Origin of the sequence: Parafilimonas sp. (assembly GCF_047606085.1) — a bacterium.
Taxonomy (GTDB): domain Bacteria; phylum Bacteroidota; class Bacteroidia; order Chitinophagales; family Chitinophagaceae; genus Parafilimonas.
On the sequence record NZ_JASGEX010000229.1, the window covers coordinates 40471 to 65955 of the forward strand.

Genomic DNA, 25485 nt, shown 5'->3' on the forward strand with positions numbered 1-25485 from the left:
CAGTGCACACTGTTTTTATTGAGCGCACTAATTTCAATCAATTTCTATACCTGCAATATTATTCTTTTTCGAATTCTGCTTTTAACACTTTTTTTACATCTTCTATTGTTTCACGTTCCAGATCTGTACGGCGTTCCAGTTCGTCAACGTTCAGGTCCATTACGCTGCGGGCCGTATCGCAACCTACACGCTTCAATTCATCTATTACCCACGTATCAATTTCATCGCTGAATTCATCCAGGTCAATATCAAAGTCTTCCTGTTCGCCTTCGTTTTCGCGGAATACGTCAATATCATAATCGGTGAGCTCACAGGCGAGCTTAATGTTAACCCCTCTTCTGCCTATTGCAAGAGAAATCTGGTCGGCCTTCAAATACACATCGGCATGCTTATTTTCATTGTCAAGATCCATGTAGCTTATTTTGGCCGGCGTAAGGGAACGCTGAATGAGCAATTGTATGTTGTTCGTCCAGTTAATTACATCTATATTTTCATTTTTCAGCTCGCGGACAATGCCATGAATACGGCTGCCCTTCATACCAACACAGGCGCCAACGGGGTCAATCCTGTCGTCAAAACTCTCCACGGCCACTTTTGCACGCTCGCCGGGCTCCCTTACTATTTTTCTTATGGTGATGAGGCCGTCAAATATTTCGGGTACTTCAATTTCCAATAATTTAGCCAGAAAATCAGAGCTGGTACGGCTTAAGATGATGACCGGCGTACTATTCTTCATATCAACGCGGGCAACCACGGCGCGGATATTTTCACCCTTTTTAAAATAATCCTGCGGTATCTGTTCGCTTTTAGGCAATATAAGCTCATTGCCTTCTTCATCCATTAATAAAACCTCTTTTTTCCAAACCTGATATACTTCTGCATTAATGATCTCCCCTATCCTGTCGCCATATTTTTTTACGAGCACATTCTTTTTTAAATCGCTGATGCGGCTTGCGAGGGTTTGCTTTGCAGCCAGAATGGCACGGCGGCCAAAATCGAGCATATCCACTTCCTCGTATAATTCTTCGCCCACTTCAAAATCGGGCTCAATTTTTATGGCGTCGCTGTAAGCAACCTCTGCCAGCGGATCCTGCACCTCGCCGTCTTCCACTATCATACGACGCCGGAAGATTTCCAGGTCGCCTTTTTCGGCATTTACTATCACATCAAAGTTTTCATCACTGCCATATTTTTTTCTAAGCAATGTTTTAAACACATCTTCCACTACTTTCATCATAGTAGGCCTGTCAATATTTTCGGCTTCCTTAAATTCCTGGAAGGCTTCAATTAGGTTTATACTTGCCATACGATTTATGATTTACGAAGTACGATTGATGAACCGCACGATTTAAAACTCAATTTGAACTGTTGTTGTTTTTATGTTTGAAAAAGGAATTACCAATTGTGTTGTTTCTGCCTTCTTTCCTTTGCCTGTTGTTTGCTCGACCATAATATCATCGTTTGAAACCTGCAACAGGCGGCCGCTTACGGAACTGCCGTCGTTAAAGCTTACTTCTATATTCCTGCCCACATTCTTCACATACTGCCTTTGCAGCTTTAAAGGCTTATCAATACCGGGAGATGAAACCTCAAGCGAAAAATCGCCAGACGGGAAAAGATCATGGCTTTCAATCATCTTGTAAAGCTGCCTGTTGAACTGAACACATTTATCAATGGAAATACCGTTATCTCCATCAATAAAAATCTTTACATTGTTGGTTGGCTTTATCTTTATTTCAACCAGGAAATAACCGGGCTCGTTTTCAAGAAAACTGCTTACTATCTGCGTTATGCTATTCAAAACAGAATCTGAATTCATATATGGTAAAAAGAGAAGGGAACGACTGCGTTCCCTTCCATGAATGATTTCCGGCGGCAAATGTATAACGTATTCCATTATCAGCCAAATATTGCGCTGGTTAACCAGTTGTGAAATTATGAACAGCGGTAAGGCCGATAAATGAAATACTGCTAATTTTACAACATGATACTTGAATGGCTTTTTACATTTTTGGTTTTCTATATCTTGTATAAACTCATTTTTAATTTTATCTTACCTGTTTCAAGGGCTACTTCACAGGTGCGCAATAAGATAAATGAAATGAACCGCCAGCAGGAGGCTGCCCATACGTATTCAAACAGCAATACTGCCAAAAGAAATCCTTCCTCAAAACCTGCACCACCGGCTGGAGATTACATAGATTTTGAAGAGATAAAATAAAACTCATCTTCTCTTTTCAATACATTTCACAGTTATTACAAAAGACCTTTCCGGCTGTATTACAGAAGCTGTTTAAGCACAAATTTTTCATTAAAAACTTAAAATTTTCCTGGCTGCCTGCCTTATGTTTCGGCCCAGGCACTAAACTCCACCCTGATATTATCCCGCCATGTACGGCTATTTAATACAATCATTTCCTCTTATAACAACCACGCCATAATTATAATCTATCAAATAATAAAATTAATTGATTGTGATTATTGGCTCATTGTCATAAGTTTGTCATCCCGGAATTTAAACAAGTAAATTTTCACTCAATAAAACTTATACAAAATGGGAGACAGTTCTAACGACATCAGTAAATGCCCTTTTCACAATGGCAGCCTGAAGCACAGCGTTGCAGGCGGCGGCACGCAAAACACCGATTGGTGGCCCGACAAATTAAATGTGGGCATCCTGCGCCAGCATGCTTCTCTATCCGATCCAATGGATAAAGGCTTCAGTTATAAAGAAGCTTTCAACAGCCTAGACCTGGAAGCAGTGAAAAAAGATTTGCATGCGCTTATGACCGATTCACAGCCCTGGTGGCCTGCCGACTTTGGCCATTATGGTGGCTTGTTCATCCGCATGGCGTGGCACAGCGCAGGCACCTACCGTGTGCATGACGGCCGCGGCGGCGGCGGACAAGGTCAGCAACGTTTTGCCCCGCTTAATAGCTGGCCTGATAATGTAAGCCTGGATAAAGCCCGCAGGCTGCTCTGGCCCATCAAACAGAAATATGGCAAGAAAATATCCTGGGCCGATTTAATGATACTGGCCGGTAACGTAGCCCTTGAGTCTATGGGCTTTAAAACCTTTGGTTTTGCCGGCGGCCGCGAAGATGTATGGGAAGCCAATGAAGATGTGTATTGGGGCTCTGAAACCACCTGGCTGGGCAACAACGACCGTTATGCAAAAGGCTCAATCGGCGTGGTGGAAAATCATGGCGCGGTGCCTACCGACGAAAATCCCGGCCGTAATATCCACTCCCGCAAGCTGGAAGAACCGCTTGCCGCTGCACACATGGGCCTGATCTATGTGAACCCCGAAGGGCCGGATGGCAATCCCGACCCGGTGGCTGCAGCAAAAGACATCCGCGACACCTTTGGCCGCATGGCAATGAACGATGAAGAGACCGTTGCCCTTATAGCAGGCGGCCACAGCTTTGGTAAAACGCACGGGGCAGCGCCGGCAGATAATGTGGGCAAAGAACCGGAAGCAGCAGGCATAGAAGCGCAGGGCCTTGGCTGGAGCAACAGTTATGGAAGCGGTAAGGGCGCAGATACCATTACCAGCGGCCTGGAGGTGATATGGACAAAAACGCCCACCCAATGGAGCAATAACTTTTTTGAGAACCTGTTTGGCTTTGAATGGGAACTCACCAAAAGCCCGGCAGGCGCCCACCAGTGGGTGGCAAAAGATGCGGAGGAGATTATCCCTGATGCTTATGACAGTAATAAAAAACATAAGCCCGCCATGCTTACCACCGATCTTTCTTTAAGGATGGATCCCGGTTTTGAAAAAATCTCCAGGCATTTTCTGGAAAATCCTGATGCCTTTGCAGATGCCTTTGCCCGCGCCTGGTTTAAGTTAACGCACCGTGATATGGGCCCCCGTGCCCGCTACCTTGGCCCCGATGTGCCGGAAGAAATATTGATATGGCAGGATCCCATCCCTGAAGTGGATCATCCATTGGTTGATGGCAATGATATTACTGCTTTAAAAGCCGGCATTCTGGCTTCAGGCTTAAGCATTGCCGAACTGGTTTCTGCAGCCTGGGCTTCGGCTTCTACCTTTCGCGGTGGCGACAAACGCGGCGGCGCCAACGGCGCCCGCGTACGCCTGGCCCCGCAAAAAGACTGGAAAGTAAATAATCCGGTACAATTGAAAAAAGTATTGGATACACTGCAAGGCATTCAGCAGGAATTCAATGCTGCACAAACAGGCGGAAAGAAGATTTCATTGGCCGATTTGATTGTGCTGGCGGGCGCTGCCGCTGTGGAAAAAGCAGCAAAAGATGCCGGCGCTGATATCACTGTTCCTTTCACGCCCGGCCGTATGGATGCTTCGCAGGAAGAAACCGATGTGGAATCATTCGGTTACCTGGAACCCTTTGCCGACGGTTTCCGCAACTACCGTAAGCTTAGTTTCCCGGCATCTACCGAAGCCTTGCTGATTGATAAAGCGCAACAGCTTACCCTTACGGTACCTGAATTAACGGTTTTGGTGGGCGGCCTGCGTGTGCTGGATGCCAATTATGACGGCTCCAAGCATGGCGTATTCACCCAAACGCCCGGCAGGCTCACCAACGATTTCTTTGTAAACCTGCTCAACATGAACACTGCATGGAAAGCCACAGACGATACAAAAGAATTGTATTTGGGCAGCGACCGCGCCACCGGCCAGCCTAAATGGACCGCCACCCGCGCCGACCTGGTATTTGGCTCTAACGCAGAACTGCGTGCTGTGGCAGAAGTTTACGGCAGCGCCGACGGGCAGGAAAAATTTGTAAAGGATTTTATAGCCGCCTGGAATAAGGTAATGAACTTAGACAGGTTTGATTTGCAGTAATTTTTCTTTTATGCATTTTTAAAAGGTTGCCTGAAAACGGGCAGCCTTTTTTGTTTGGCTAAAGCGAAGCATTAGGAGCTGTTTAATTTTTTCGCACAGAGCAAAGGAGTTAACAGAGCAACGAAGCGCCTCTGTTGGCTTTGTGCCCTCCGTGCGGAAAATCGCTTAAAATCCTGTAAAGAATTAAATTTTTAAACAGCTTTTTATGGGGGGACAGTCAGTGGTATTTTATGGCGGCACGGTTGCGTCGCATCACTTCGGTTGTGGAACGGAGGAGCGGCTTTTTCAGGCTTTCAAAATTTTCATCATAAATATTCTATTTAACCATTCTAAATTTTCCCTATCGGCCGGTTTCCACGCCAATCTAAACATAATGCCCAACTTGTAGTATGAATATTTTTCATAAATGGCGGGTCAGACCAGCGCCAATTCCCCGCCTGCTTGCCGGTGATGCATTAAAGGAAACCATAATTCATCGCTTCCATATCTGATAAGCTCCTATGCTGCAATTAAGCAACATAATATGTTTCGCAGACCGCTTTTAAAGGATTAACCCGATTGCCGGCAAAAGAAGGTCTTGCAAAGGGGCCGTATTATTCAAGCAGTATTATCCTTTATAAAAAATAATCAACCCACCTGCATTGCTATTAATTTTTTAATTAATTTACCCACGGGCAAGCACACATCTTTTCATCAAATCAAAAGCAATGAGAAAAACAATTTTTTTAACTGCCGCAGCTATGGGCTGCTATCTTCTTTCATCAGCACAAAAAACAAAAACAACAGACCCCAATGAGAAAATAAAAGCCGCCGCCATTACAGACCTGCAATCGCAAACAGATACCTATAAAAACATAGCCCTGCAAATATGGGGCTTTGCAGAAACAGGGTTTAAAGAAACCCAAAGCTCATCCCTTCTTCAAAAAACTTTAAAAGAAAATGGCTTTACCGTTGAAGCCGGTGTGGCAGGCATGCCTACTGCCTTTGTGGCTTCGTATGGCAGCGGCAAACCGGTTATTGGCATTCTCGCGGAGTTTGATGCTTTGCCGGGCTTGTCGCAGGATTCTGTTCCCGTAAAAACATCACTGAACAAAGAGGCGGGCCATGCATGCGGTCATCATTTGTTTGGCACGGCCTCCGTTGCCTCGGCCATTCAGCTTAAAAAGATAATAGAACAAAACCATTGGGGGGGCACGATAAAGCTGTTTGGCACGCCGGCTGAAGAAGGCGGCAGTGGCAAAGTATATATGGTGCGCGACGGCTTATTTAAAGATGTGGATGTGGTAATGCACTGGCATCCCGCCGACGCCAATGCGGTTAGCTATGGAACAACTATGGCGATTATTGGTGTTAAGTTCAGGTTTCATGGCATATCATCGCATGCCGCTTTTGCGCCAGACAAAGGGAGATCGGCGCTGGATGGCGTTGAAGCCATGGATAATATGATAAATATGATGCGGGAACATATTCCTTCTGATGCCCGCATTCACTATATAATCACCAATGGCGGCAAAGCGCCAAACGTAGTGCCCGATTTTGCAGAGTCGTTTTATTATGTGAGGCATTATGATGTAACTGTTGTAAAGCAGTTATTTGACCGGGTTGTAAAAGCCGCGCAGGGCGCTGCCCTGGGCACCGGCACTACGATGGATTATGAAATAGAAGGCGGGGATTACAGTATTTTACCAAATAAGATATTATCTGTTTATATGCAGCAAAACCTCGATAAGGTGGGCGGGGTTACTTATACGCCGGAAGAAACAGCCTTTGCAGAAAAAATACAGGCTTCTTTTGCTTATAAAGCGCCGCCTGTTTCGTCTGTAACCAAGGTGATGCCCCTGTCTGCCGAACCGGAAAAAGGGCCGGCATCGTCTGATGTGGGCGATGTAAGCTGGGCCGTGCCCACTGTGGGCCTTGTCGCTGCTACCTGGGTGGCCGGTACGCCGCCGCATAGCTGGCAGGCGGTTGCCTGTGGCGGCATAAACATCGGCATAAAAGGCATGATGATAGCTGCTAAAACGCTTACTTTAACAGGCATTGACCTGCTTACAAACAAGCAACTGGTTGAAGATGCCAAAGCGGAATTTATTAAAAACAAGGATGGAGTGGAATACCAGTCGCTCATTGGCGACAGAAAGCCTGCGCTTGACTACAGGAATTAACAGCAGTCTTTACTTTTCATAAACGGCATTATTGAACAGATTTCTTCGGCCTTAAAGTAAGCTGTTGGTGTATTTTTTCACTGCAATAATTAATGCATGCTTAAGATCGTTCCATTGAACGTTATTAATTGTATCAGGGTCAGGTTCCATATCTGCATTTTCAAAATTGATAAGGCTGTGAATAATGAACCCTATATCAACCTGTGGGAATTTGGAAGAAAAAATATTCAGCATTTTTTCAAGCGGGTAATTCCTGAGCAAAGTGGCAATATCCCAATAATCCTTTTTTGCATTACGATTACTTACAGCCTGCAGCTTCATTGGTATTATATCCTGTACACTTATCAGTCTTATACTTTCAATTATATCAAATAGCTGCAGCCAGGGAAACGGGTATAAAACAAAATCAACTTTCACATTGTTGATCATGAACATGATTGTTTGGTTTTGTTCAAATAATAATTCTGCTGAGGGAAATGTCTGGGTGATTATACTGAAAACCATTGCCGTATCGTACCGGCTGTTGGTAAAAAAATCAAGGTCAATTGAAATTCTGTGGCCTGTTCTTAAAGCAAGGTTTGTTCCACCGCCTAATCCAAATAATTTTAATTCATCCAGGCTGCAAATCCTTTTCAATAATTCCAGGGTAGCGGGTGGTGTTGCATTTTGTTGAAGCATTTAAAATCAGTTTTTTGCAATTGCAGCAAAGCGCATAAAAAAACAAGCACAGGGCTTCGCAAAAAAGAAGCATTCACTATTTCTTTTTTTATCCGTTCTAAACCATAGAACCGCATTATAGCTACCTGGTCTTTCCATGGCCCATAGTTAAAAACCTTTTCCATTACGTACAATGCCTGTTTTTCAAAATCAATATCGGAAAAACGTACATCCCAGAAAGCTGCATTTGAAACAGAAGGCTTTGTCATGTTTCAAAGCTACTCAGAAAATCAAACAAATAACATCTCCTCATGCAGCACGGCAAATATTTTTCCGGAAATGCAGGATACTCCCGCTTAAAACCATTGTTGTCCGGCTAAAATATTTCTCTTGGGCTAAAGCCCTTTATGGGCCTGCTTTTTACTAACCCCAGGCTTAAGCCTGGGGTTATATATCTGAAATCCTTGCACAATGGGCTTTAGCCCAAGTTACCCGGACAACAATGGTTTAAAACATGTTTTTTCTTACGGTGCATTTCCTGCCTGCGTTGCGCATCATTTCCGTTTATTCCAGAACACGACAAAGTTGGGAAACCGGTCAACATTCCGGCCTACCAGTTTTGTCATTTCGCTGATGTTGTAAATAAATGAGCCGATAACAATATCATCATCCCCGTCCTTATCTATGTCAGCCACTTCCATCGTCAGCCATTTTCCATTAGCAGCGTCCGGGGAGCTGAAGGCAGAAAAATGCATATTTCCATCATTTTTAAGCAGCAGGAACCCATCCTCCGTTTTATTAAGGTCATTGGAAAAAGAGATGGCCGCAATATCAGGGTCGCCATCCAGGTCAAAATCCCTGGCCACAGCCTTCTCCGCACCATAAGATGGATAAAAGAATGACTCTTTGAAATTATTTTGCCCGTCATTCATCAGTATCCTGATGCCATGATAGTACTTTTTTATGGGAGACAGATCCCAGTTATCGCCATTGGTTACCAGTATATCGGGATGCCCATCCTTATTAAAGTCGGCAAGCTCAAAATAGCTAACGCCATATACGCTGGGGAACTGGTATAAAATTTTCTGCTCAAATTGCCCCTTCCCTTTGTTTACGAATAAAACAAGCTCCTCCCGGGCCTGTGCCATGAGCGCTACTATGTCGGGCAATCCATCCTTGTTCATATCAACGATTTCGGCCCTCCGGGCTCCCGGCTGTTCCAGCAATACATGCTCCTTACGCTGGTCATACGACTCGAACCAGCTTAGCCTGCCGGTGTAATTGCCAAATGAACAAATAAGCACATCCGGTTTTTTGTCGCCATCCAGGTCGCCGCTGGCCACGCTTACCGGCCGCGCCAGCGAATCAAACCGTATAGCGGTTGCCGCCGGGTTTCCGGAAGGGTCGAACGTGAAGAAATTGCCGGTTCGCTGCTGTGTAGGCGCTATGCTGCCTATACAAAGCAGCCGGGGAAGGCCGTTGCCCGAAAAATCAACGTCCACCGGCGGCGAGGGCATAAACCAGTTAGAAGCCAGCGAAAGGTCTTTATTGAAAATATACAATGCTTTGCTGCCATCGCCCACATAAAGTTTCCCCTGGCGGCTGTTATATTTCAGCAGGCTGGTGTTGGGCAGCTGGTTTTCCCCGATATAAACAGGTTGTGCCTGGAACTGCGGCAGGCCGGACCGGATGGGCGCAACAGGTGGCTGCGCAAGTGGCTCTTCAGGCGCCTGTGCGGTATAGTAATCAGTAATTTGCTGCCAGTCTGCCCGGGAAATAAGGGGTTTTTCAGGATATACATTCAGCGAGCGCATCATGCGCGCTTCTGTTGTATCTATTCCTTCATACGGATCCTTGCCTGGCATTCTCAGCCCAAGCCGCATGGCCATATTAGGCAGTACCCCGTTTTGCCAGGTCTTCTTATCAAGCAACTGCGGATCGGGAAATAAATGACAGCCTGCACAATACTGTTTTGCCAGCGCCTCTCCGTGCCCTGCAGCCGTTGCATTTTCCTGCGGGCTAAAATTTCTCATTATCAGCCAGGCCGCCAGCGCCAAAACCAATATCAACGCGCTTATTGCCCATGGAGATACCTTACACTTCCTCATAAACACCCAAAAGTAAGTAGTTTAAGGGCAGGTTATTTCGAATTACTATGCACCGGAATGCCGAAGCAGCTGCAATGTTGCCAGGCCGCCTTCCTTACCGGCCTAATCCAGCCTTGCTTCGTCTGATGATTCAACCCAGCGCACTGACAAATCCGGGTTGGGTATATTTTTATCCACCGGGCACATCGGCCTTTCTATCCTTTTATAGGGCAACCGCGCAAGGTCCTGGTCAACGCCGCCGGGCGTAAGCGCCAGCAGCCAGTCAGCTTTCATATTGTACAGTTCAGGTTCCAGGTAACCAATCTTCACCACCACTATATCTGCTTTGCGGGGCTGCAGGTTAAGCCTGGTAAAATCGGCTTCCTTATGATAAGGTTTTCTTTTTTGCGTAACAATTACATATACTGACCCTGTTTGTATAACCGCTTCCACACCGGCATCGGGATCGCCTTTGTACATTGAATAAACAGTGCCGTCTATCAATAACGGCGGGGCGTAACGGCTATCTACTGCTGCGCCAACAAAGCCTTTTACTTTTGCGCCCACACCTGCCTGCAGCGCTTTTTCTATCATATCCGGGCCGGGAATAGAAGCGTAGATCAATACCGGGCCTTTATTGGTATTAAATTCTTTCCGGCTTAATATATACTGCAGCGACCAGGTAACATCCCCGGCGCCTCCGGCCGTGGGGTTATCTCCCGAATCGCTTATAAAAAAGGGATGTTTCTGGCTGCTTACCGCCGTATCAAGGCATTGCTCCAGGCTACCGGTTGGCGCCACAAAGTGAAACTGGCTTCTTACACTCCAGAAATGGCTGGCCAGTTTTTCTGCTGCTGCAGCCACGGCAGATTTTTCATCGCCTGTAACCATCACCACGCCATGGTTGCGCGGCTCATCGGCCCAGGGGTAGCCCATCCACACGGCAGCTTCAATTACACCGGGTGTTTTGGCAACTGTTCTTACCTCTTCATATAAACCTTTTGCAGGCTCAATACGGGTGCTGGTTTGTTCGCCCGGCAATAAAATGGGCACAGGCACCCAGGCCTTGTACTTCGGCTTGCCTTTTCCTGATTCCAGCCTTTGCAGCAACTGTTCTACAGAGCGTTGCTTGGTTTCCAGCGCATCTTCGTGCGGGGCCATCCTGTAACAGGTGATTAAATCGGATTGTTCTGCCAGCCGCATAGATACATTGCCATGCAGGTCCATGGAAGTGGAGATGATGGTTTTGGAGCCTACCACTTTGCGCACCCTCGTTATCAGATCGCCTTCGGGGTCATCCAGCCCCACCACACTCATGGCGCCGTGAATGTCAAAAAACAAGCCGTCGTAGGGAAGGTTTTTTCGCAGGGAATCAAGTATATAGCCCACCATGGTTTCATAAGCCTCCCTCGTAACAGCGCCGCCAGGCAAAGAACGCGCTGTTACTGCGGGCAGCCATACCGCCCTGCTCCTGTAAGGCGACCCGCTTTGCAGGAATGTGGGATAGGAAGTGAATATTTCCGCTCCCCGTTTTATGGTAAAAGAAGCTACCGTGCTAAGCGCCGGGGAAAATGTGCTGGATTCAATGCCAATGCCTGCAATAGCAATGCGTGGCAAAGGGGGATTGCCTGCAAATGATGACAGCGCGGCAAAAAAAGCTGTGCAGGCGTACATGGTGCGTTTGAACATAATGGATTTTTATTGATGGGGCTAATATAGCGAATAGGGATTTGTAAAACTGTGCCCTGGCTGATTTGATTGGGATAATTTTTTCTCATGAAGCGCAAAAGCATGCCGGGCGCTTTTGGCGCAGACCCAAACAGCTTAATTTTGCAGGCATGCACATAGCGCCGGGCAATATGCTCATCAGCTCACCATCAATGGACGACCCGAACTTTTACAGTTCGGTTGTTTTTATTGCCGAATGCAACGAAAACGGGGCGCTGGGCTTTGTGGTAAATAAAATTTTTGAACGCCCTCTGAATGAACTGGCCGAATTCAGCAGCAGCCCCGCTTTTCCTTTATACAAGGGCGGCCCGGTGGACAATGATCACCTTTATTTCATTCACCGGCGGAACGACCTTATTCCCGGCGGCGATTTAATAGCAGGCGACCTGTATTTTGGCGGCGATTTTAAACAGGCCATCAAGCACATCAACCATAAAAACTTAACCACAGCCCATATTAAAATATTTATTGGCTATTGCGGCTGGGATGCCCATGAGCTGGAAGCAGAAATGACAGCAGGCAGCTGGCAGGTAACGGAATTTGCTGACGGGCTCGTTTTTTCATAAATTTCCTGCACCGTTTTTTAAATTAACCGGCAATGATGTAGGGAGCATTGTTTTGATACAGCGCTTGTTTATCTTTTTTTATATCCTAACTTTAATACCCTAACCATTTTCTTCATTATTAAAAACAAACACCATGAGTACCAATCGTATTTCCCAAGCCATTCCTGACGATGTGCTTGCACAGGTAACAACTGCGCTAAACCAGGTTAAAACATTGCTTCAGCCTTACCTGCAAAGCCTTACTATGGAAGAAAGGCACGACCTGCCAAAAATGAGCGACAAATCATTAAGCTTTGTTTCCAAGGTAAACGATTACAGCGTTGCCAACGCCGAGTTTTGCCCCGCTTATATGAGCGCAGCAGAACTTAACAGCGATTTTAATATTGTGGCCCGGCTAAAGCCTGTAAATGATGTATGTGAGCAGATTTGCAGCAACATTAACGATACCATGTTACTGGCTGGCAGCGAGGCTTACAGCGCAGCGCTTTTATATTATGCTGGCGTGCAAATGGCGGCCAAAACAGGGCAGGCGAATGCCAAGCCTGTTTTTGAAGACCTGCGCCAACGCTTTGCAGGAATGGGCAAAAAGTTGAAAACCGCGACGACGGCTTAAAAAAGTGCTGTAAGTAACCCCTGGCATAAAACACCCGGGGGTTTTTGTTTATTATAGAGGGAAGTCAACTACGCTTTTTGGGGAGTTGACTCCGCTTTGAGGGAAGTCAACTACGCTTTTTGGGAAGCTGACTATGCTTTGAGAGAAGTCAACTACGCTTTTTGGGGAGCTGACTATGCTTTGAGGGAAGCCAACTACGCTTTTTGGGGAGTTGACTATGCTTTGAGGGAAGCCAACTACGCTTTTTAGGGAGTTGACTATGCTTTGAGGGAAGCCAACTACGCTTTTTGGGAAGTTGAAGCCTTTTGGCAGCGTTTCAGCAGGTAGTTATTATTCCTGTAACCAGAAGAGACAAAATATTTTGTACTGATGCAGGCCTTCCCTATCTTCAAAACTCAAATATTTTAAAATCAACATTTAATATCAGCGCGCATGAAAACAATTCTTTTCTCATTGCTCAGCATTTGCATGTTTGTTTTAAAGGCTGCTGCACAAGACAGCACAGCAACCCAATTAACAGACAGCATTCCTGCATTTTCCATTGCCGACAGCTCAACTTTTACAGGTAAATACAAGTATGAAGGCCTGCCTTTTGAATACATGGTAGTGAGCGTAAAAGACAGCAGCCTTTATTATTCAGGCGGCGAATATAGCGGCCCGCTTGCTCCTATAGCCGGCAAAAAAGACAGCTTTGACGCCAGCGGGCAGGCTCTGTTCACTTTTTTAAGAGATGCAGGCAATAAGGTTACAGACCTGCAAATTGATTACCAGGGGCAAACTTTTACCGGCAGGAAGGAGTAAACCGCTACTGCACTTTTCCACTGCTGTTACGGGAAATAACACTGCCGGAGGCTGTTAATTCTTTGAAGCCATTGCCGGCTTCGTCAATCCTGCAAGCTTTAGTATCGGATGCAATTTTGGGTTTCAGCAATTCCCTATCCTTCTGCTGGCTTTTCACATTGCTTAAAGCTATGCGGTAATTTTTTGAATCATCAACACAAAAAATGTATAAGCATTTACATGTTTTAATCTTAATGACAGCAGGTTCATTTATTTTAAATACAAGCCTGCAGGCGCAGGCAAAGGCGGTTGATTCTGGTTATTTTAAATCGTTCGACCATACAAAAATCTATTATGAAGTGCGTGGCAATGGTTTTCCTGTTTTATTAATACATGGTTTTATTGTAAACAGCAATTCGTGGCGGCAGGCAGCCTTATACGACAGCCTTGTGGCGGCAGGCAATAAAGTGATATTGGTTGACCTGCGCGGAAACGGCAGGTCTGACAAGCCCCATACAGACGCTGCATACCATAACGACGCGGAGGCAAAAGATTTAATGCTGCTGTTAAAACACCTTCACATAAAAGAATATGACGCTGTGGGTTATTCAAGGGGCTCTATTATAACAGCGAGATTGCTCGCATTGGATAAAAATGTGCATAAGGCGGTAATAGGCGGCATGGGCTCAGACTTTACCAACCCCAACTGGCCACGCCGCATACAGTTTTATCATGCGCTGGCATTTGACACAGTAGCTTCTCTGCATGCAATGGTTCAAAATGTACAGAAAGCGGGATTAGACCAGCAGGCGCTTGCGCTGCTTCAAAAATACCAGCCATCTACATCCAAAGAAATTTTATCAAAGATTAAAACACCGGTGCTGGTTATTCATGGCGACAGCGATATTGATAGTGGCAATGCAGATGAACTGGCTTCTTTCTTTCCCAATGCCGCAACAGCTGTTACGCCCGGCGATCATAACCATGCGGCCTCCACGCCTGAGTTTGCTGCAGCCGTAATGGCTTTTTTGAAAAAGGGAGAGTGATTGGATGCCCAACCCGCATTTATGCACCTGCATGTTTGTCAAATTTCCTGATCGCTTCCGGTGTAACAGGCGTAAAGAAATTAACAAGATTTCCGTCAGGATCACGAAACAAAAACGACCTGTTTCCCCAGGGCATTGTTGTTGGTTTTTGCACAATGCGGCCCTGTAGAAAATCTGCCAGCTTACTGTAATTGGCATCTACATCTTCCGTAATAAACTCTATTATTGCAGTATGGTTTTGGGCAGCCTTTGCCACTTCATCGCCACCAAAAAATTGTAACGTTCCTGTGCTGCCGATTGCCAATGTTGCCGATTTGGTTTGCAACTCGGCAAAATCATCGGTGTATTGTATTGCTGATAGTCCTGTTATATGTTCATAAAATTTTACCAGCTTCCTTACATCAACGGTAATAATCCTTATTGAAACCAGATTCATATCCTGTTTTTTGTTGTTAATAATTACTGGTTTACGTAAAGATAAAACTGGCTTATGACAACAGTATGTCAGCAGCGGTAAAGTTTTTAAAGGGTTTTACAAAAGAATCAGGGAATTAGGCAGTTTGTCAGGCAAGCTGCAGTTTTTGGTTTTCTATTGAAACATTAAAATGAATGTCTGCTTTTAACGCTTTAAAGACTTTTAAAACAGTATCAATTGTGGCACTGTTACTGCTACTTTCTAATTTTGAAATTTGCGCTTTTTGTACGCCAACAAGCTTACCTAATTGCTCTTGCGTCAAATTGCGTTCCTGTCTTGCCGCTTTAATCATCCGCCCCAAAAGATCCATGCGAAGCTCATGCTCGTATTCATCTCTGCCGGGCGTGCCAACTTTACCGATATATTTATCTTTCATGTCAGCAAGTGTGTACGATTTCATTTTTGCCTTTGCCATGATGCTACTTTTTATTTTTAAGTTCAAAATATTTTTTCCTGATTCTTGCTGCCCTCTCAATTTCACCGGTACGGGCTTTTTGCTCTTTTTTAATAAAACCATGTGTTGCAAAAACAAGTGTTTGCGTTGATTCAGTCTTATCCCAAAAGGCAAGTAACCTTATTTGAAACCCGGCATATACGACCCGGAATTCCCAAATTTCATTTTGGAGTTTTTTAAAAAGCCTTGGGTCATTCGTTTGCTCAGCAATATCAATATTATAAAACACTTTTTTAGCAGCCTTTGGGTCAAGTTTCGATATGAACTTATCTGCTTCTTCCAAAAACCGTGTTTCAAAATATTTCACTGATAAGATTTATACAAAGATAAAAGTTAGTTTCCAAAATTAGAAACATTATTTACCTGCATGGCTTAGATAACAACCATGCAAAAGGCTTTCACCTTCCGTTCACCATGTGCACATGCGCAATGCCATCTTCCAGGTAAATATCGCTTATCACTTTAAAGCCAAGCGAAGCATAAAATTTCAAAAGGTAATATTGTGCGCCGATCTTAATGGGGCCATTGCCAAAATATTGCCTGCACAATTCAATGGAGCGCTGCATTAATTCTTTCCCCAAACCTTTGCTGCGGTGCCGGGGCGATGTTACCACGCGGCCAATTGATATTTCTGTATAAATATATCCCGGCGGCGCCAGCCTTGCGTATGCAGCCAGGCCGCCATTAATAAAGCCCACACAGTGCAGGCTGCCTTCATCTTTATTATCCATATCTAAAAAAATGCAATTTTGTTCCACCACAAAAACCTCGCTGCGCAACTGCAGTATTTTATACAGTTCAAGCGGCGACAGATCATTAAAAGCTTTACAATGCCAGTTCATATTCAGGTAATAATATCCGCAATATAATTTTGTTGGTGAACTGTTAAGATAAATATTGCTTATTTGCATAATAATAATTTGAAATAGAATTGCAGATATGAATTTTCCTGAAAAACTGCGTTGGTTAATTATGTTGTGCCTGTTTGCAACTGCGGCAGGTGCGCAATCGCAAAGCATAACCATCAATAGTGTTCAAAACAGCCTGGAAACTTTAGCGGCAAATTTTCCGCAGGAAAAAATTTATATCCAGTTTGATAAGCCTTCGTATGCGCCCGGCGACACGATATGGTTTAAATCGTATATAATGACGGGCACCAACCCCTCGCAGATAAGCAAAACAGTTTATATTGATTTTGTGAATACAGACGGCAGGGTGCTTAAACATTGTATATCGCCGGTATTACAGGCAGGCGGCAGCGGCGATTACGGCATTCCCCTCGATTTTAAAGAAGAAGTGGTGTATGTAAAAGCCTATACAAAATGGATGCTGAATTTCGATTCATCTTTTCTATACAGGAAAACCCTGCAGGTAATACAACCAAAACCCACCGGCACAAGGCCGGTACCGGCCATAAAAACAAACCTGCAGTTTTTGCCCGAAGGCGGCAACATTGTAGAAAATATAGAAACCAATATTGCCTTTAAAGCCCTGCATTTTGATGGCACGCCGGCGCCTGTGAGCGGGGCCGTTTTTAATAACAGCAATACAAAGGTGGCTGATATAAAAACCGTGCACGATGGCATGGGCTCATTCCTGCTTACAGCTAAAAACGGCGAAACATACACGGCCAGATGGAAAGACGACCTTGGCAATGATTATGAAACCGGGCTGCCTGCTGCGCAGGCTGCCGGCGTGGTGCTGAAAGTATTGCCGCAGGCTGATGCAAGGCCGTTTACCATACAACGATCAGAAAATGCACCGCCCGGCCTTCAGAAACTTTATATACTGGCCACCATGCAGCAGCATCTTGTGTATGGCGCTTCGGTTAATTTAAAAGAGGTGGCGGTTACCGGGGGCTCCATACCGGTTAAAGAGCTTCCCTCCGGCGTGCTGCAGGTAACCCTTTTCGATTCAAACTGGGTGGCAGTAGCAGAGCGCATCAGCTTTATTAATAATGAAGATTATGCTTTTGAGCCCGAGGTGGGCTTTGCGCAACTGAGCACGGAAAAACGCAAGCAGAATACCCTGGTTATACATACTGATTCCATATCGGCCAATCTTTCTGTGGCGGTTACCGATGCAGGCATAGGCATTGACAGTTCTGATGATATTGTATCCCGCCTCCTCTTAACCGGCGATTTAAAGGGCAGGGTATATCATCCTTATTATTATTTTCAAAATAATTCTGATACGCTGCAGCAACAGCTCGATCTTGTAATGCTTACCAATGGCTGGCGGCGCATAAGCTGGGATGCCGCCATACACAATAAATACCCCGCTATAAAATACCAGAACGAGCCGGATTATCTTAGCCTTTCGGGCAAGCTGTATGGCGCAACTGACCAGGAGCTAAAACAGGGCGCTATGTTACTGATGATTATTAAAAACAGCAAAGACACCTCCAACCGCATTGAACAGGCGATTGTTGACGGATCCGGAAAATTTGCCAACCCGAATATTATCTTATACGATACATCAAAAATATATTATAAAATATCAGGCAATGATCGTTTTGCCAATTCTTCTGTTATCAGTTTTGACAACAGTACGCCTTCGCCCAAAACAATTGCCGAAGACACGGCGGCCAATGCTTTTCTTGCTGATACCGCAACCGAAAATTTCCGGCGCAGGCTGGCAGAAGAAGAATTAAGGGCGGCCAAATTCAGGCAGGGCAATACGCTGAAGGATGTGGTTGTAAAAACAAGAACCAAAAGCCCGCTGCAAATGCTGGATGAAAAATATGCATCGCCGCTTTTCAGTGGCGATGGTTACCAGTTTGATGTAATGAACGATCCTTTCGGCAAAAGCGCCATCAGTGTTTTCCAATACCTGCAGGGCAAAGTGGCGGGTTTGCAAATTAATACGGCAGGCGGCACGCCAAGCGTTACCTGGCGCGGCGGCACGCCGGCATTCTTCCTGGATGAAGTGCAGCAAAGCGATCCGGGCATGCTGTCAAGCCTTAGCATGAGCGATGTAGCTTATATAAAGGTGCTCAGGCCCCCGTTTGTGGGCGCCATGGGCGGCGGTGCAAATGGCGCTATCGCTGTTTATACCCGCAAAGGCGGCGATGTGGCCAGCACACCCGGCAAGGGCCTTCCTTATAAGGTGATTATCGGCTATACCGGCCAAAAAGAATTCTATTCGCCTAATTATGACATCTATAACAATAACACCAACGACAGGGATTTACGCACAACTTTGTTTTGGTCGCCCAATATATTAACCACGCCTGCCAACAATACGTTCCGCTTAAAATTTTATAACAACGACATTACACAACGTTTTCGCGTAATTGTAGAAGGCATTACCACAGATGGCAAGCTGGCGCATATTGAAAAAATAATTGAATAATTTTTTGCACGGATGGACCGCATTGAAAAATTGCAGGCGCTTTTGCAGCAAATGCCAAACGACAGTTTTTTGCGGCATGCACTGGCACTGGAATATATAAAGCTTAATAATGATAAGGAGGCCAGGATTTTATTTGAAGCGGTTTTAAAAGAAGAACCAGGCTACATTGGCACCTATTATCATTTGGGAAAACTGCTTGAAAGAAACGGTGAAACAGCACTGGCAATTGAATGGTATGAAAAAGGGATGCAACGGGCAAAGGCGGCAAACGACCAGCATGCTTATAATGAACTGATGGCGGCTTATGAAGACCTGGCTTATTAAGTGAATGGCATACACCACAAAAGTCCCGCAGCAATAACCGGGACTTCATTAATCGTTGATTAATTATTTTCAAAGATTGCTTGGAAGAATTGAATAACCACCTTCTACACTAAAGAAGCTTTTTATCATTTTTATTATCTTTTTCATAACCATTATTTTAAATGATTAAATGTTTATATTAGGACACACTGCCTTTAAAAAAATTTAATCCGTGCATTCTAAAATGATGTTAAACAGATGGCTTCATTTACTTCATTACTTTCAGCTTGTACATGCTTCTCATGAACAATGGCATAATTATTTTATAGCTTTAGGATATGCCGGCCAATAAAAAAGATAAAGCATTGCATGCATTGCTTGTCAAAGGAACAAGACAGGCTTTTCCCAAAAACCTGCCGCCCATGCTGGCCACGCTTGTTGATAAACCTTTTGATGAGGCCGGCTGGCTGTATGAAGTAAAGTGGGATGGTTACCGTGCCATTATTTACCGGCAAAACAGCGAAGCAGAAATGCGTTCGCGCAATAACAAATCTTTCAACGAAAAATTTTACGCTGTTTACAATGCTTTAAAACAATGGAAGATTAACGCAGTGCTCGATGGAGAAATAGTTGTGATTAATGATGAAGGCATCTCCAACTTCGGCAGCCTTCAGAACTGGCGCAGCGAAGCAGATGGCGCATTAATATTGTATTTGTTTGATGTGCTGTGGATAGATGGCTATAATGTAATGAACCTGCCATTGACTGAACGAAAGCAGATACTCAATGCTATTGCCCCGGATGCCGGTATAATAAGAATAAGCGAAAGCTTTGATACAGGCGCCACCGAGTTTTTTGAAGCCGCAAAAAAATTAAACCTCGAAGGCATCATTGCCAAAAGGGCCAACAGTATTTATTTACCCGGCAAACACAGCAGCGACTGGCTGAAGATAAAAACAAATAAACGCCAGGAAGTTATTATCGGCGGCTTTACCAACAATGAAGGCAGCAGTAAACTGTTCAGTGCGTTACTGGTTGGTGTAAACGAAAATGGCAAACTAAAATACACCGGCAAAATAGGAACAGGATTTTCAGACAAGCTGCAGCAAGAAATGATGCAGCAATTCAGTCCGCTCATCACCAATAAAATACCATTCACACACGAGCCGGATGTAAATAAGCCATCGCGCTTCAGGCCAGACCCGCCAAAAGCAACGGTAACATGGTTAAAGCCAAAACTGGTGTGTGAAGTTGCTTACACGGAAATTACTTCAGATGGGGTAATGCGCCATCCATCGTTTAAAGGCATGCGCGTTGATAAAAGTGCAAAGAATATCCATCCTGAAAAAGAAGCGCATACAAAAGATATTGTGTCAGCCAATAAAAACACAGCTATGAAACAGAAAGCCGCAGCAAAGAAATCAGTAAAAACAAATACGCCCGGTACAAATGATCTCAAGAAAAAACTGCTGAAAGGCTCAACAGATAAAGCGTACAGAACATTGCTCAATCCAACAGAAAAAGCGCAAACAAAAACCATAAACGGGCATAGCCTTACATTCAACAATCTCAATAAGATATATTTTCCTGCAGGCAAAAACATCAAACCTGTTACCAAGCGGGATGTAATTAATTACTACTACCAGGTGGCGCCTTACATGCTGCCTTTTTTAAAAGACCGGCCGCAAACCATGATACGTTATCCCAACGGTATCAATGGCCAGAGCTTTTACCAGAAAGATGTTACCGGCAAAGTGCCGGATTGGATTGAACTTTTTCCTTACAGTACGGAAGAAGGCGGCGACAGGAATTATATGATCTGCACCAACGAAGCGGGTTTATTGCTGATGGCATCGCTGGGCAGCCTTGAAATACACCCATGGAGCAGCCGTGCACAAAAGCCTGATAATCCAGACTGGTGCATTATAGATCTCGACCCGGGCGACAAAACAACATTTGACCAGGTAATACAGGCCGCACAGCAAATTAAACAGGTGCTTGATGCCATTGGTGCGGATGCTTACTGCAAAACTTCCGGTGCAACCGGCATGCACATTTATATACCGCTTGGCGCAAAGTATGATTATGAAATAAGCAAAGAGTTTGCGCGTGTGCTGGTAACCATTGTTCAATCGCGGTTGCCAAAGTTTACCAGTATTGAACGCATTGTACAAAACAGGAAAGGCAATATGTATCTCGATTTTTTGCAAAACCGGCCGCAGGCCACCCTTGCAGCGCCTTATTCATTAAGGCCGAAGCCCGGCGCCACTGTTTCAATGCCGCTGCATTGGGATGAAGTGAAGAAAGGATTAACCGTTCAGCAGTTCAATATTTTTAATGCAGTTGACCGTATAAAAGAACAAGGCGAAATTTTTAAAGGTGTAACTGGCAAAGGCATTAACCTGAAAAAAGTATTGAAACAAATTAATGCTGTTTTTGGTGAGCAGGAAATGCATGAATCGCTGCTGGAGATGATGTGAGGAATTGGTGTCGTGAATCGTCAAACGTGAAAGCTCAAAAGTTGTTTCGAAGCCGGTCGGCCCGCGATAGCAGTTTGACCAAAGAATGAAATGGTAAGATGTAATTTCCCAAACATCATCCATCAGACCGGCTTCGCCGTGCCGATGGGGATTTAAGACGTTGCATTGAATATTGAGTATTTAAAAACAAACACTTCGCCCTTGCTTCACGATCCACGCCTCAGTGCACTCCATTTGTAACCACACGCTTGTCAATCTTATTCACCAATCCCTGTAATACTTTGCCAGGGCCAACCTCGGTAAATGCTGAAGCGCCATCAGCTATCATAGCCTGCACACTTTGCGTCCACCGAACAGCGCCGGTTAGCTGTGCAATTAAATTTGTTTTTATAGTGGATGGATCCGTTACGGCAGCCGCAACAACATTTTGATAAACCGGACAGCTTGCAAAACCAAATGTTGTTGCTTCAATAGCAGCAGCCAGTTCTTCTTTTGCAGGCTCCATTAAAGGCGAATGAAAAGCGCCGCCCACGGGCAGCAGCAATGCACGCTTTGCACCAGCTTCCTTCATTCTTGTACAAGCCAAATCAACGGCTTCGGTTGAGCCGCTTATTACCAACTGGCCGGGGCAATTATAGTTAGCCGCCACCACCACCTGCTCATGATCTAATTCCTTTGTAACGGCAGCGCAAATTTCTTCTACTTTATCATCGGCCAAAGCCAGTACAGCCGCCATGGTAGAAGGGTTGATCTCGCAGGCTTTCTGCATAGCCTGCGCCCGTATGCTTACCAGTTTCAGTGCATCTTCAAAACTTAAAACATTGTTGGCAACCAATGCAGAAAACTCGCCAAGCGAATGGCCGGCCACCATACCGGGCTTCACATTGTTTAATGTTTTAAATGCAATTACAGCGTGCAGGAACACGGCAGGCTGTGTAACCTTTGTTTGTTTTAATTCTTCATCTGTGCCGCCAAACATAATATCGCTTATGCGGAAGCCGAGAATATCATTCGCCCGTTCAAATAATCCCTTTGCCTGCGTATTGGTTTCATATAAATTCTTTCCCATGCCGCAGAACTGCGATCCCTGGCCCGGGAATATGTATGCATGTTTATCCATATTATAAATTTTTAGGGGCGCAAAAATAAGGTTTCTGCCTGCAGAAGCCGGATAAAAACCAGCATAGCTGCCCGTTACAAGTGCACAGCACGCTCCTTTTTTCCCCATCCCCATTCCAGGAAATCCGGAAAAGCCCGCGCCCAGGTAGGCACATCGTGACGCCCGTCTTCCAGTTCAAGATATTTTACGGCATCGTTTGTATATCCTTTCCTGCCCAATTCAGCAATCAGGTCAAGTGTATCTTCAATTGAGTCTATAATGCCGTTTTTATTACGGTCGGCTATTTCATCCAGCGCGCCACATTCAAAAAAAAATTTCAGCCAGGGGTAATATTTGCCCTTTTTTATTTCTTCATGCATAATGCGGTGCTTATTATCGTCATAGCCTTCATGGTATCCCCTGCTGCGCCACCACAGCGAGCCGCTGAAAACGCCAGCATGGGCAAATTCATGCGGATGGCGCCATACAATATCCAGTGCGCTTAAACCTCCCAGTGAAAAACCGGCAAAAGATTTCTGTTTAAAGGCCGGCACATTGTAGCTTTTGCGAATGGCCGGCAGCAGTTCCGAAAAAACAAATTCCGTATAAGCCCCGGCCTTGGCGCCGCGCCCCTTATAATCCGGCTGGCAGGCAACGCCATATTCCATTTTACGGTTTTCACCACAGTGAATGCCTATGCACAGAACCGGCTCTATTTTATTTTGCTGCAACAGGCTATTCAGCATATCATCAAAGGGCATTTTTGGCAGATCCTGGCCATCGTTTATCAGCAAAAGGCTCATATTTTCAGGATGAGGGACATCATTAGGAAGATAAGCGTCAATAATCACCTTTCTTCCCAGCAATTTTGAATTGATTTCTGAACGCTCAATAAAAATGTTAGCCAATCCGGTCTTGCTGCTCTCCATAAAGCCTCAAACGTACATTAAATTTTTCATGCACAAACTACACAAGAGACCCGTGAAAAATGTAAAGGAGTTTCTGGGCGTATTTGAAATACACCCCAGCTTCTCCTGTTTGGCAAATAACCGGTTTTCTATATACTTTTGCCACTGCTGGTAAAAACATTGAAAGCAATTACTTCCATACTGCTCCTTTTCATCATGCTTATGCAAACATTCAGTTCGTTTGTGTATGACGCAGCTTATTCCCTGAATAAAAACTATATCGCCGAAAACTTCTGCATCAATAAAACCAGGCCGCAGCTGCATTGCAACGGGCATTGCTATCTTAACAAACAAAAGGCAAAGGAGCAGGGCAGTAACAAACAGGCTAATGAGAACAGGCCTGAAAAAGTACAGGCACCTGTATATGAAGCGCCCGGCGAAACCATTGCCGGTTTTAATAATTATATTATCACTGAAATACCTTATAACCGCCGTACAGACAATACCTTATTACAGGGTTATTCATCTTCCATATTCCATCCCCCGCTTGCATAGCTTTTGCAACTGCGCTTATCATAACATCAGCTCAGGATAAGGAAATTAAACCTGTCTTTTTTTAACGCCCGCATATTTCGCCGCGCAGATTGATCATATCATCAAAACCATCTGCGAAGATTTGCGTTAGCTGCGGAACAAACATACGAATCATGAAGAAAATAATTTTTATGCTGTGCATGGCTGTTGCGGCATGCAATGCAACTACAACAAACCAGGAAACAGCTTTTGAGGCAGGCCCTGCAAAAGATTCAGTAAAAAAAGATTTCAGCCATATTGTTTTTGCAACACAGAAAGACACCAGCTGCGGCATGCCTTTAAGCGCCGGTGTTGAAGACACCTTGCACTTTAATGGCAAGGTATATGGCTTTTGTTCAACCGGTTGTAAAAACGCATTTGCCGAACGGCTGAAAAAGGAAAAGAAATTATAGTAACCCCATGCACAAAATCACTTTTTTCACGCCTTTATCAGCATATAAAATCAATCTGTTATGACGAAGAAAAAAACATCTCCCATAGGCGCGCAGGCCAATAAATTTTTTCTTGGATTGATACTATCCGGCCTGCTTGTTTTCATTGGCGTTATGGTTTATTCATCTGCAGGAAAAGCATTGCCGGTATTGGGAGAGGCCGGCCATACAGTAGGCAACTTTTCTTTTATTAACCAGGATGGAAAAACAATTACCGGCAAAGATGTGGAAGGCAGGATACGGGTGGCCGAATATTTCTTCACTACCTGCAAAGGCATTTGCCCGGTCATGAACAATAACTTAAAAGCCGTGCAGGATGCTTTTAAAAACAATAACGATGTGATCATTCTTTCGCATACGGTTGATCCAGAAACAGACCGGCCATCTGTACTAAAAGCCTATGCAGACCGCATGCATGCAACGCCCGGCAAATGGGAGTTTTTAACCGGCAATAAAGATGCATTGTATAAAATGGCGCAACAGGATTACCTGCTGAGCGCAGATACCGCAACCGCAGCCGGCGATGATGGCGCATTTATCCATACACAATACATAACGCTGGTGGATAAGCAAAACCGCATTCGCGGCTTTTATGATGCCACCGATAAACAGTCTGTACAAAAATTAATAGCCGACATTAAAACATTATAACCTGCATTGCAAACAGAAAAAACATACCGGTATTTATAGTAAACACCGGATAAATTTATGCATTGGCAATTTGTACTTGCTTTATCAGATGGCAAGATTAATTCTCGTTCCTGCCCGTCATTCCCGCGAAGGCGGGAATCTGCTTTTAAGCTTAAAAGCAATCAAAATTATTATTAACTTTTAAATGGGGGCGTATTTCAAATTTTCGCAGGCGGTGGGACACCCACCTGTAGAACCCGCTTCCGGTCGGTGTCTCACCGACCGGA

The 25485-nt window shown here is 44.8% G+C and carries 25 protein-coding genes; 13 read left to right on the top strand and 12 right to left on the bottom strand.

What is annotated here, in order from left to right; translation table 11 throughout:
- Positions 1–58 precede the first annotated feature (58 nt).
- Both nusA and rimP read right to left on the bottom strand, forming a co-directional pair.
- On the bottom strand, positions 59–1306 hold the full coding sequence (nusA, locus tag QM629_RS20440) for a transcription termination factor NusA (RefSeq protein ID WP_415161766.1): 1248 nt from the start codon (positions 1304–1306) through the stop codon (positions 59–61).
- A gap of 42 nt (positions 1307–1348) precedes the next feature.
- A complete protein-coding gene (gene rimP, locus QM629_RS20445) occupies positions 1349–1897 on the bottom strand; it encodes a ribosome maturation factor RimP (protein WP_415161767.1) in 549 nt (182 codons plus the stop codon).
- An 87-nt stretch (positions 1898–1984) separates the two neighbouring features.
- Between rimP and QM629_RS20450 the strand changes: the two genes are divergently transcribed.
- From QM629_RS20450 to QM629_RS20460, 3 genes are all read left to right on the top strand, one after another.
- Positions 1985–2221, top strand: a complete 237-nt coding sequence (locus QM629_RS20450) for a hypothetical protein (protein WP_415161768.1) — start codon at positions 1985–1987, stop codon at positions 2219–2221.
- 333 nt (positions 2222–2554) lie between these two features.
- Positions 2555–4831 (top strand): catalase/peroxidase HPI, encoded by a 2277-nt coding sequence (katG, locus tag QM629_RS20455; RefSeq protein WP_415161769.1) that lies wholly within the window; start codon positions 2555–2557, stop codon positions 4829–4831.
- Between the two features lie 707 nt (positions 4832–5538).
- Positions 5539–6993, top strand: coding sequence for an amidohydrolase (locus tag QM629_RS20460; RefSeq protein WP_415161770.1), 1455 nt, complete (start codon positions 5539–5541; stop codon positions 6991–6993).
- A 51-nt stretch (positions 6994–7044) separates the two neighbouring features.
- On the opposite strand, the gene QM629_RS20465 is transcribed toward QM629_RS20460, so the two are convergent.
- From QM629_RS20465 to QM629_RS20480, 4 genes are all read right to left on the bottom strand, one after another.
- Complete coding sequence (locus tag QM629_RS20465) at positions 7045–7671, bottom strand: nucleotidyl transferase AbiEii/AbiGii toxin family protein (protein WP_415161771.1); 627 nt, start codon at positions 7669–7671, stop codon at positions 7045–7047.
- Entirely contained in the window at positions 7626–7919 is a 294-nt protein-coding gene (locus tag QM629_RS20470; protein WP_415161772.1) for a DUF6922 domain-containing protein, read from the bottom strand. The genes QM629_RS20465 and QM629_RS20470 overlap by 46 nt, the downstream gene beginning before the upstream one ends.
- A 285-nt stretch (positions 7920–8204) precedes the next feature.
- Positions 8205–9758 (bottom strand): FG-GAP repeat domain-containing protein, encoded by a 1554-nt coding sequence (locus QM629_RS20475; RefSeq protein WP_415161773.1) that lies wholly within the window; start codon positions 9756–9758, stop codon positions 8205–8207.
- Positions 9759–9860: 102 nt separating this feature from the next.
- Complete coding sequence (locus tag QM629_RS20480; RefSeq protein WP_415161774.1) at positions 9861–11426, bottom strand: M81 family metallopeptidase; 1566 nt, start codon at positions 11424–11426, stop codon at positions 9861–9863.
- A 65-nt stretch (positions 11427–11491) separates the two neighbouring features.
- Between QM629_RS20480 and QM629_RS20485 the strand changes: the two genes are divergently transcribed.
- The 4 genes from QM629_RS20485 (at position 11492) to QM629_RS20500 (ending at position 14470) form a co-directional block, all read left to right on the top strand.
- Positions 11492–12031: a YqgE/AlgH family protein gene (locus QM629_RS20485; RefSeq protein ID WP_415161775.1), complete on the top strand. Its 540-nt coding sequence runs from the start codon at positions 11492–11494 to the stop codon at positions 12029–12031.
- A gap of 133 nt (positions 12032–12164) precedes the next feature.
- Positions 12165–12644, top strand: coding sequence for a hypothetical protein (locus QM629_RS20490; protein WP_415161776.1), 480 nt, complete (start codon positions 12165–12167; stop codon positions 12642–12644).
- 432 nt (positions 12645–13076) lie between these two features.
- Positions 13077–13445 carry a hypothetical protein gene (locus tag QM629_RS20495; protein WP_415161777.1) on the top strand — a complete coding sequence of 123 codons (369 nt, stop codon included), beginning with the start codon at positions 13077–13079 and terminating at the stop codon, positions 13443–13445.
- Between the two features lie 203 nt (positions 13446–13648).
- Positions 13649–14470: an alpha/beta fold hydrolase gene (locus QM629_RS20500; RefSeq protein ID WP_415161778.1), complete on the top strand. Its 822-nt coding sequence runs from the start codon at positions 13649–13651 to the stop codon at positions 14468–14470.
- Positions 14471–14489: 19 nt separating this feature from the next.
- Here the strand turns inward: QM629_RS20500 and QM629_RS20505 are convergent, their stop codons facing one another.
- From QM629_RS20505 to QM629_RS20520, 4 genes are all read right to left on the bottom strand, one after another.
- A complete protein-coding gene (locus QM629_RS20505; RefSeq protein ID WP_415161779.1) occupies positions 14490–14906 on the bottom strand; it encodes a VOC family protein in 417 nt (138 codons plus the stop codon).
- Between the two features lie 127 nt (positions 14907–15033).
- Positions 15034–15360: a helix-turn-helix domain-containing protein gene (locus tag QM629_RS20510; RefSeq protein WP_415161780.1), complete on the bottom strand. Its 327-nt coding sequence runs from the start codon at positions 15358–15360 to the stop codon at positions 15034–15036.
- Positions 15361–15364: 4 nt separating this feature from the next.
- The gene (locus QM629_RS20515) at positions 15365–15706 is read right to left on the bottom strand and encodes a type II toxin-antitoxin system RelE/ParE family toxin (protein WP_415161781.1); all 342 of its coding nucleotides are present in this window, start codon (positions 15704–15706) and stop codon (positions 15365–15367) included.
- Positions 15707–15797: 91 nt separating this feature from the next.
- Positions 15798–16310 carry a GNAT family N-acetyltransferase gene (locus QM629_RS20520; RefSeq protein WP_415161782.1) on the bottom strand — a complete coding sequence of 171 codons (513 nt, stop codon included), beginning with the start codon at positions 16308–16310 and terminating at the stop codon, positions 15798–15800.
- 28 nt (positions 16311–16338) lie between these two features.
- On the opposite strand from QM629_RS20520, the gene QM629_RS20525 reads away from it, so the two are divergent.
- The 3 genes from QM629_RS20525 (at position 16339) to ligD (ending at position 21536) form a co-directional block, all read left to right on the top strand.
- On the top strand, positions 16339–18753 hold the full coding sequence (locus tag QM629_RS20525) for a hypothetical protein (protein WP_415161783.1): 2415 nt from the start codon (positions 16339–16341) through the stop codon (positions 18751–18753).
- A gap of 12 nt (positions 18754–18765) precedes the next feature.
- Positions 18766–19077: a hypothetical protein gene (locus QM629_RS20530; RefSeq protein ID WP_415161784.1), complete on the top strand. Its 312-nt coding sequence runs from the start codon at positions 18766–18768 to the stop codon at positions 19075–19077.
- Between the two features lie 317 nt (positions 19078–19394).
- Positions 19395–21536: a DNA ligase D gene (gene ligD, locus QM629_RS20535; protein WP_415161785.1), complete on the top strand. Its 2142-nt coding sequence runs from the start codon at positions 19395–19397 to the stop codon at positions 21534–21536.
- 220 nt (positions 21537–21756) lie between these two features.
- Here the strand turns inward: ligD and fabD are convergent, their stop codons facing one another.
- Together fabD and QM629_RS20545 are read right to left on the bottom strand one after the other, a co-directional pair.
- The gene (gene fabD / locus QM629_RS20540) at positions 21757–22656 is read right to left on the bottom strand and encodes an ACP S-malonyltransferase (RefSeq protein ID WP_415161786.1); all 900 of its coding nucleotides are present in this window, start codon (positions 22654–22656) and stop codon (positions 21757–21759) included.
- Between the two features lie 74 nt (positions 22657–22730).
- Complete coding sequence (locus QM629_RS20545) at positions 22731–23543, bottom strand: alpha/beta hydrolase (protein ID WP_415161787.1); 813 nt, start codon at positions 23541–23543, stop codon at positions 22731–22733.
- Between the two features lie 180 nt (positions 23544–23723).
- Between QM629_RS20545 and QM629_RS20550 the strand changes: the two genes are divergently transcribed.
- From QM629_RS20550 to QM629_RS20560, 3 genes are all read left to right on the top strand, one after another.
- Positions 23724–24098: a hypothetical protein gene (locus QM629_RS20550; protein WP_415161788.1), complete on the top strand. Its 375-nt coding sequence runs from the start codon at positions 23724–23726 to the stop codon at positions 24096–24098.
- A 152-nt stretch (positions 24099–24250) separates the two neighbouring features.
- A complete protein-coding gene (locus tag QM629_RS20555) occupies positions 24251–24529 on the top strand; it encodes a hypothetical protein (RefSeq protein ID WP_415161789.1) in 279 nt (92 codons plus the stop codon).
- A 60-nt stretch (positions 24530–24589) separates the two neighbouring features.
- A complete protein-coding gene (locus QM629_RS20560) occupies positions 24590–25219 on the top strand; it encodes an SCO family protein (protein ID WP_415161790.1) in 630 nt (209 codons plus the stop codon).
- The last annotated feature ends 266 nt before the right edge of the window (positions 25220–25485 follow it).

What these genes read in the sequence shown, in the direction of transcription:
- QM629_RS20480 (WP_415161774.1), bottom strand. Translation starts at nt 11,426, where the DNA reads ATGTTCAAACGCACCATGTACGCCTGCACAGCTTTTTTTGCCGCGCTG.
- QM629_RS20510 (WP_415161780.1), bottom strand. Translation starts at nt 15,360, where the DNA reads ATGGCAAAGGCAAAAATGAAATCGTACACACTTGCTGACATGAAAGAT.
- QM629_RS20460 (WP_415161770.1), top strand. Translation starts at nt 5,539, where the DNA reads ATGAGAAAAACAATTTTTTTAACTGCCGCAGCTATGGGCTGCTATCTT.
- QM629_RS20490 (WP_415161776.1), top strand. Translation starts at nt 12,165, where the DNA reads ATGAGTACCAATCGTATTTCCCAAGCCATTCCTGACGATGTGCTTGCA.
- QM629_RS20530 (WP_415161784.1), top strand. Translation starts at nt 18,766, where the DNA reads ATGGACCGCATTGAAAAATTGCAGGCGCTTTTGCAGCAAATGCCAAAC.
- QM629_RS20505 (WP_415161779.1), bottom strand. Translation starts at nt 14,906, where the DNA reads ATGAATCTGGTTTCAATAAGGATTATTACCGTTGATGTAAGGAAGCTG.
- rimP (WP_415161767.1), bottom strand. Translation starts at nt 1,897, where the DNA reads ATGGAATACGTTATACATTTGCCGCCGGAAATCATTCATGGAAGGGAA.
- fabD (WP_415161786.1), bottom strand. Translation starts at nt 22,656, where the DNA reads ATGGATAAACATGCATACATATTCCCGGGCCAGGGATCGCAGTTCTGC.
- QM629_RS20465 (WP_415161771.1), bottom strand. Translation starts at nt 7,671, where the DNA reads ATGCTTCAACAAAATGCAACACCACCCGCTACCCTGGAATTATTGAAA.
- QM629_RS20525 (WP_415161783.1), top strand. Translation starts at nt 16,339, where the DNA reads ATGAATTTTCCTGAAAAACTGCGTTGGTTAATTATGTTGTGCCTGTTT.
- QM629_RS20450 (WP_415161768.1), top strand. Translation starts at nt 1,985, where the DNA reads ATGATACTTGAATGGCTTTTTACATTTTTGGTTTTCTATATCTTGTAT.
- QM629_RS20475 (WP_415161773.1), bottom strand. Translation starts at nt 9,758, where the DNA reads ATGAGGAAGTGTAAGGTATCTCCATGGGCAATAAGCGCGTTGATATTG.
- katG (WP_415161769.1), top strand. Translation starts at nt 2,555, where the DNA reads ATGGGAGACAGTTCTAACGACATCAGTAAATGCCCTTTTCACAATGGC.
- QM629_RS20500 (WP_415161778.1), top strand. Translation starts at nt 13,649, where the DNA reads ATGTATAAGCATTTACATGTTTTAATCTTAATGACAGCAGGTTCATTT.
- QM629_RS20470 (WP_415161772.1), bottom strand. Translation starts at nt 7,919, where the DNA reads ATGACAAAGCCTTCTGTTTCAAATGCAGCTTTCTGGGATGTACGTTTT.
- ligD (WP_415161785.1), top strand. Translation starts at nt 19,395, where the DNA reads ATGCCGGCCAATAAAAAAGATAAAGCATTGCATGCATTGCTTGTCAAA.
- QM629_RS20520 (WP_415161782.1), bottom strand. Translation starts at nt 16,310, where the DNA reads ATGCAAATAAGCAATATTTATCTTAACAGTTCACCAACAAAATTATAT.
- QM629_RS20495 (WP_415161777.1), top strand. Translation starts at nt 13,077, where the DNA reads ATGAAAACAATTCTTTTCTCATTGCTCAGCATTTGCATGTTTGTTTTA.
- QM629_RS20560 (WP_415161790.1), top strand. Translation starts at nt 24,590, where the DNA reads ATGACGAAGAAAAAAACATCTCCCATAGGCGCGCAGGCCAATAAATTT.
- nusA (WP_415161766.1), bottom strand. Translation starts at nt 1,306, where the DNA reads ATGGCAAGTATAAACCTAATTGAAGCCTTCCAGGAATTTAAGGAAGCC.
- QM629_RS20555 (WP_415161789.1), top strand. Translation starts at nt 24,251, where the DNA reads ATGAAGAAAATAATTTTTATGCTGTGCATGGCTGTTGCGGCATGCAAT.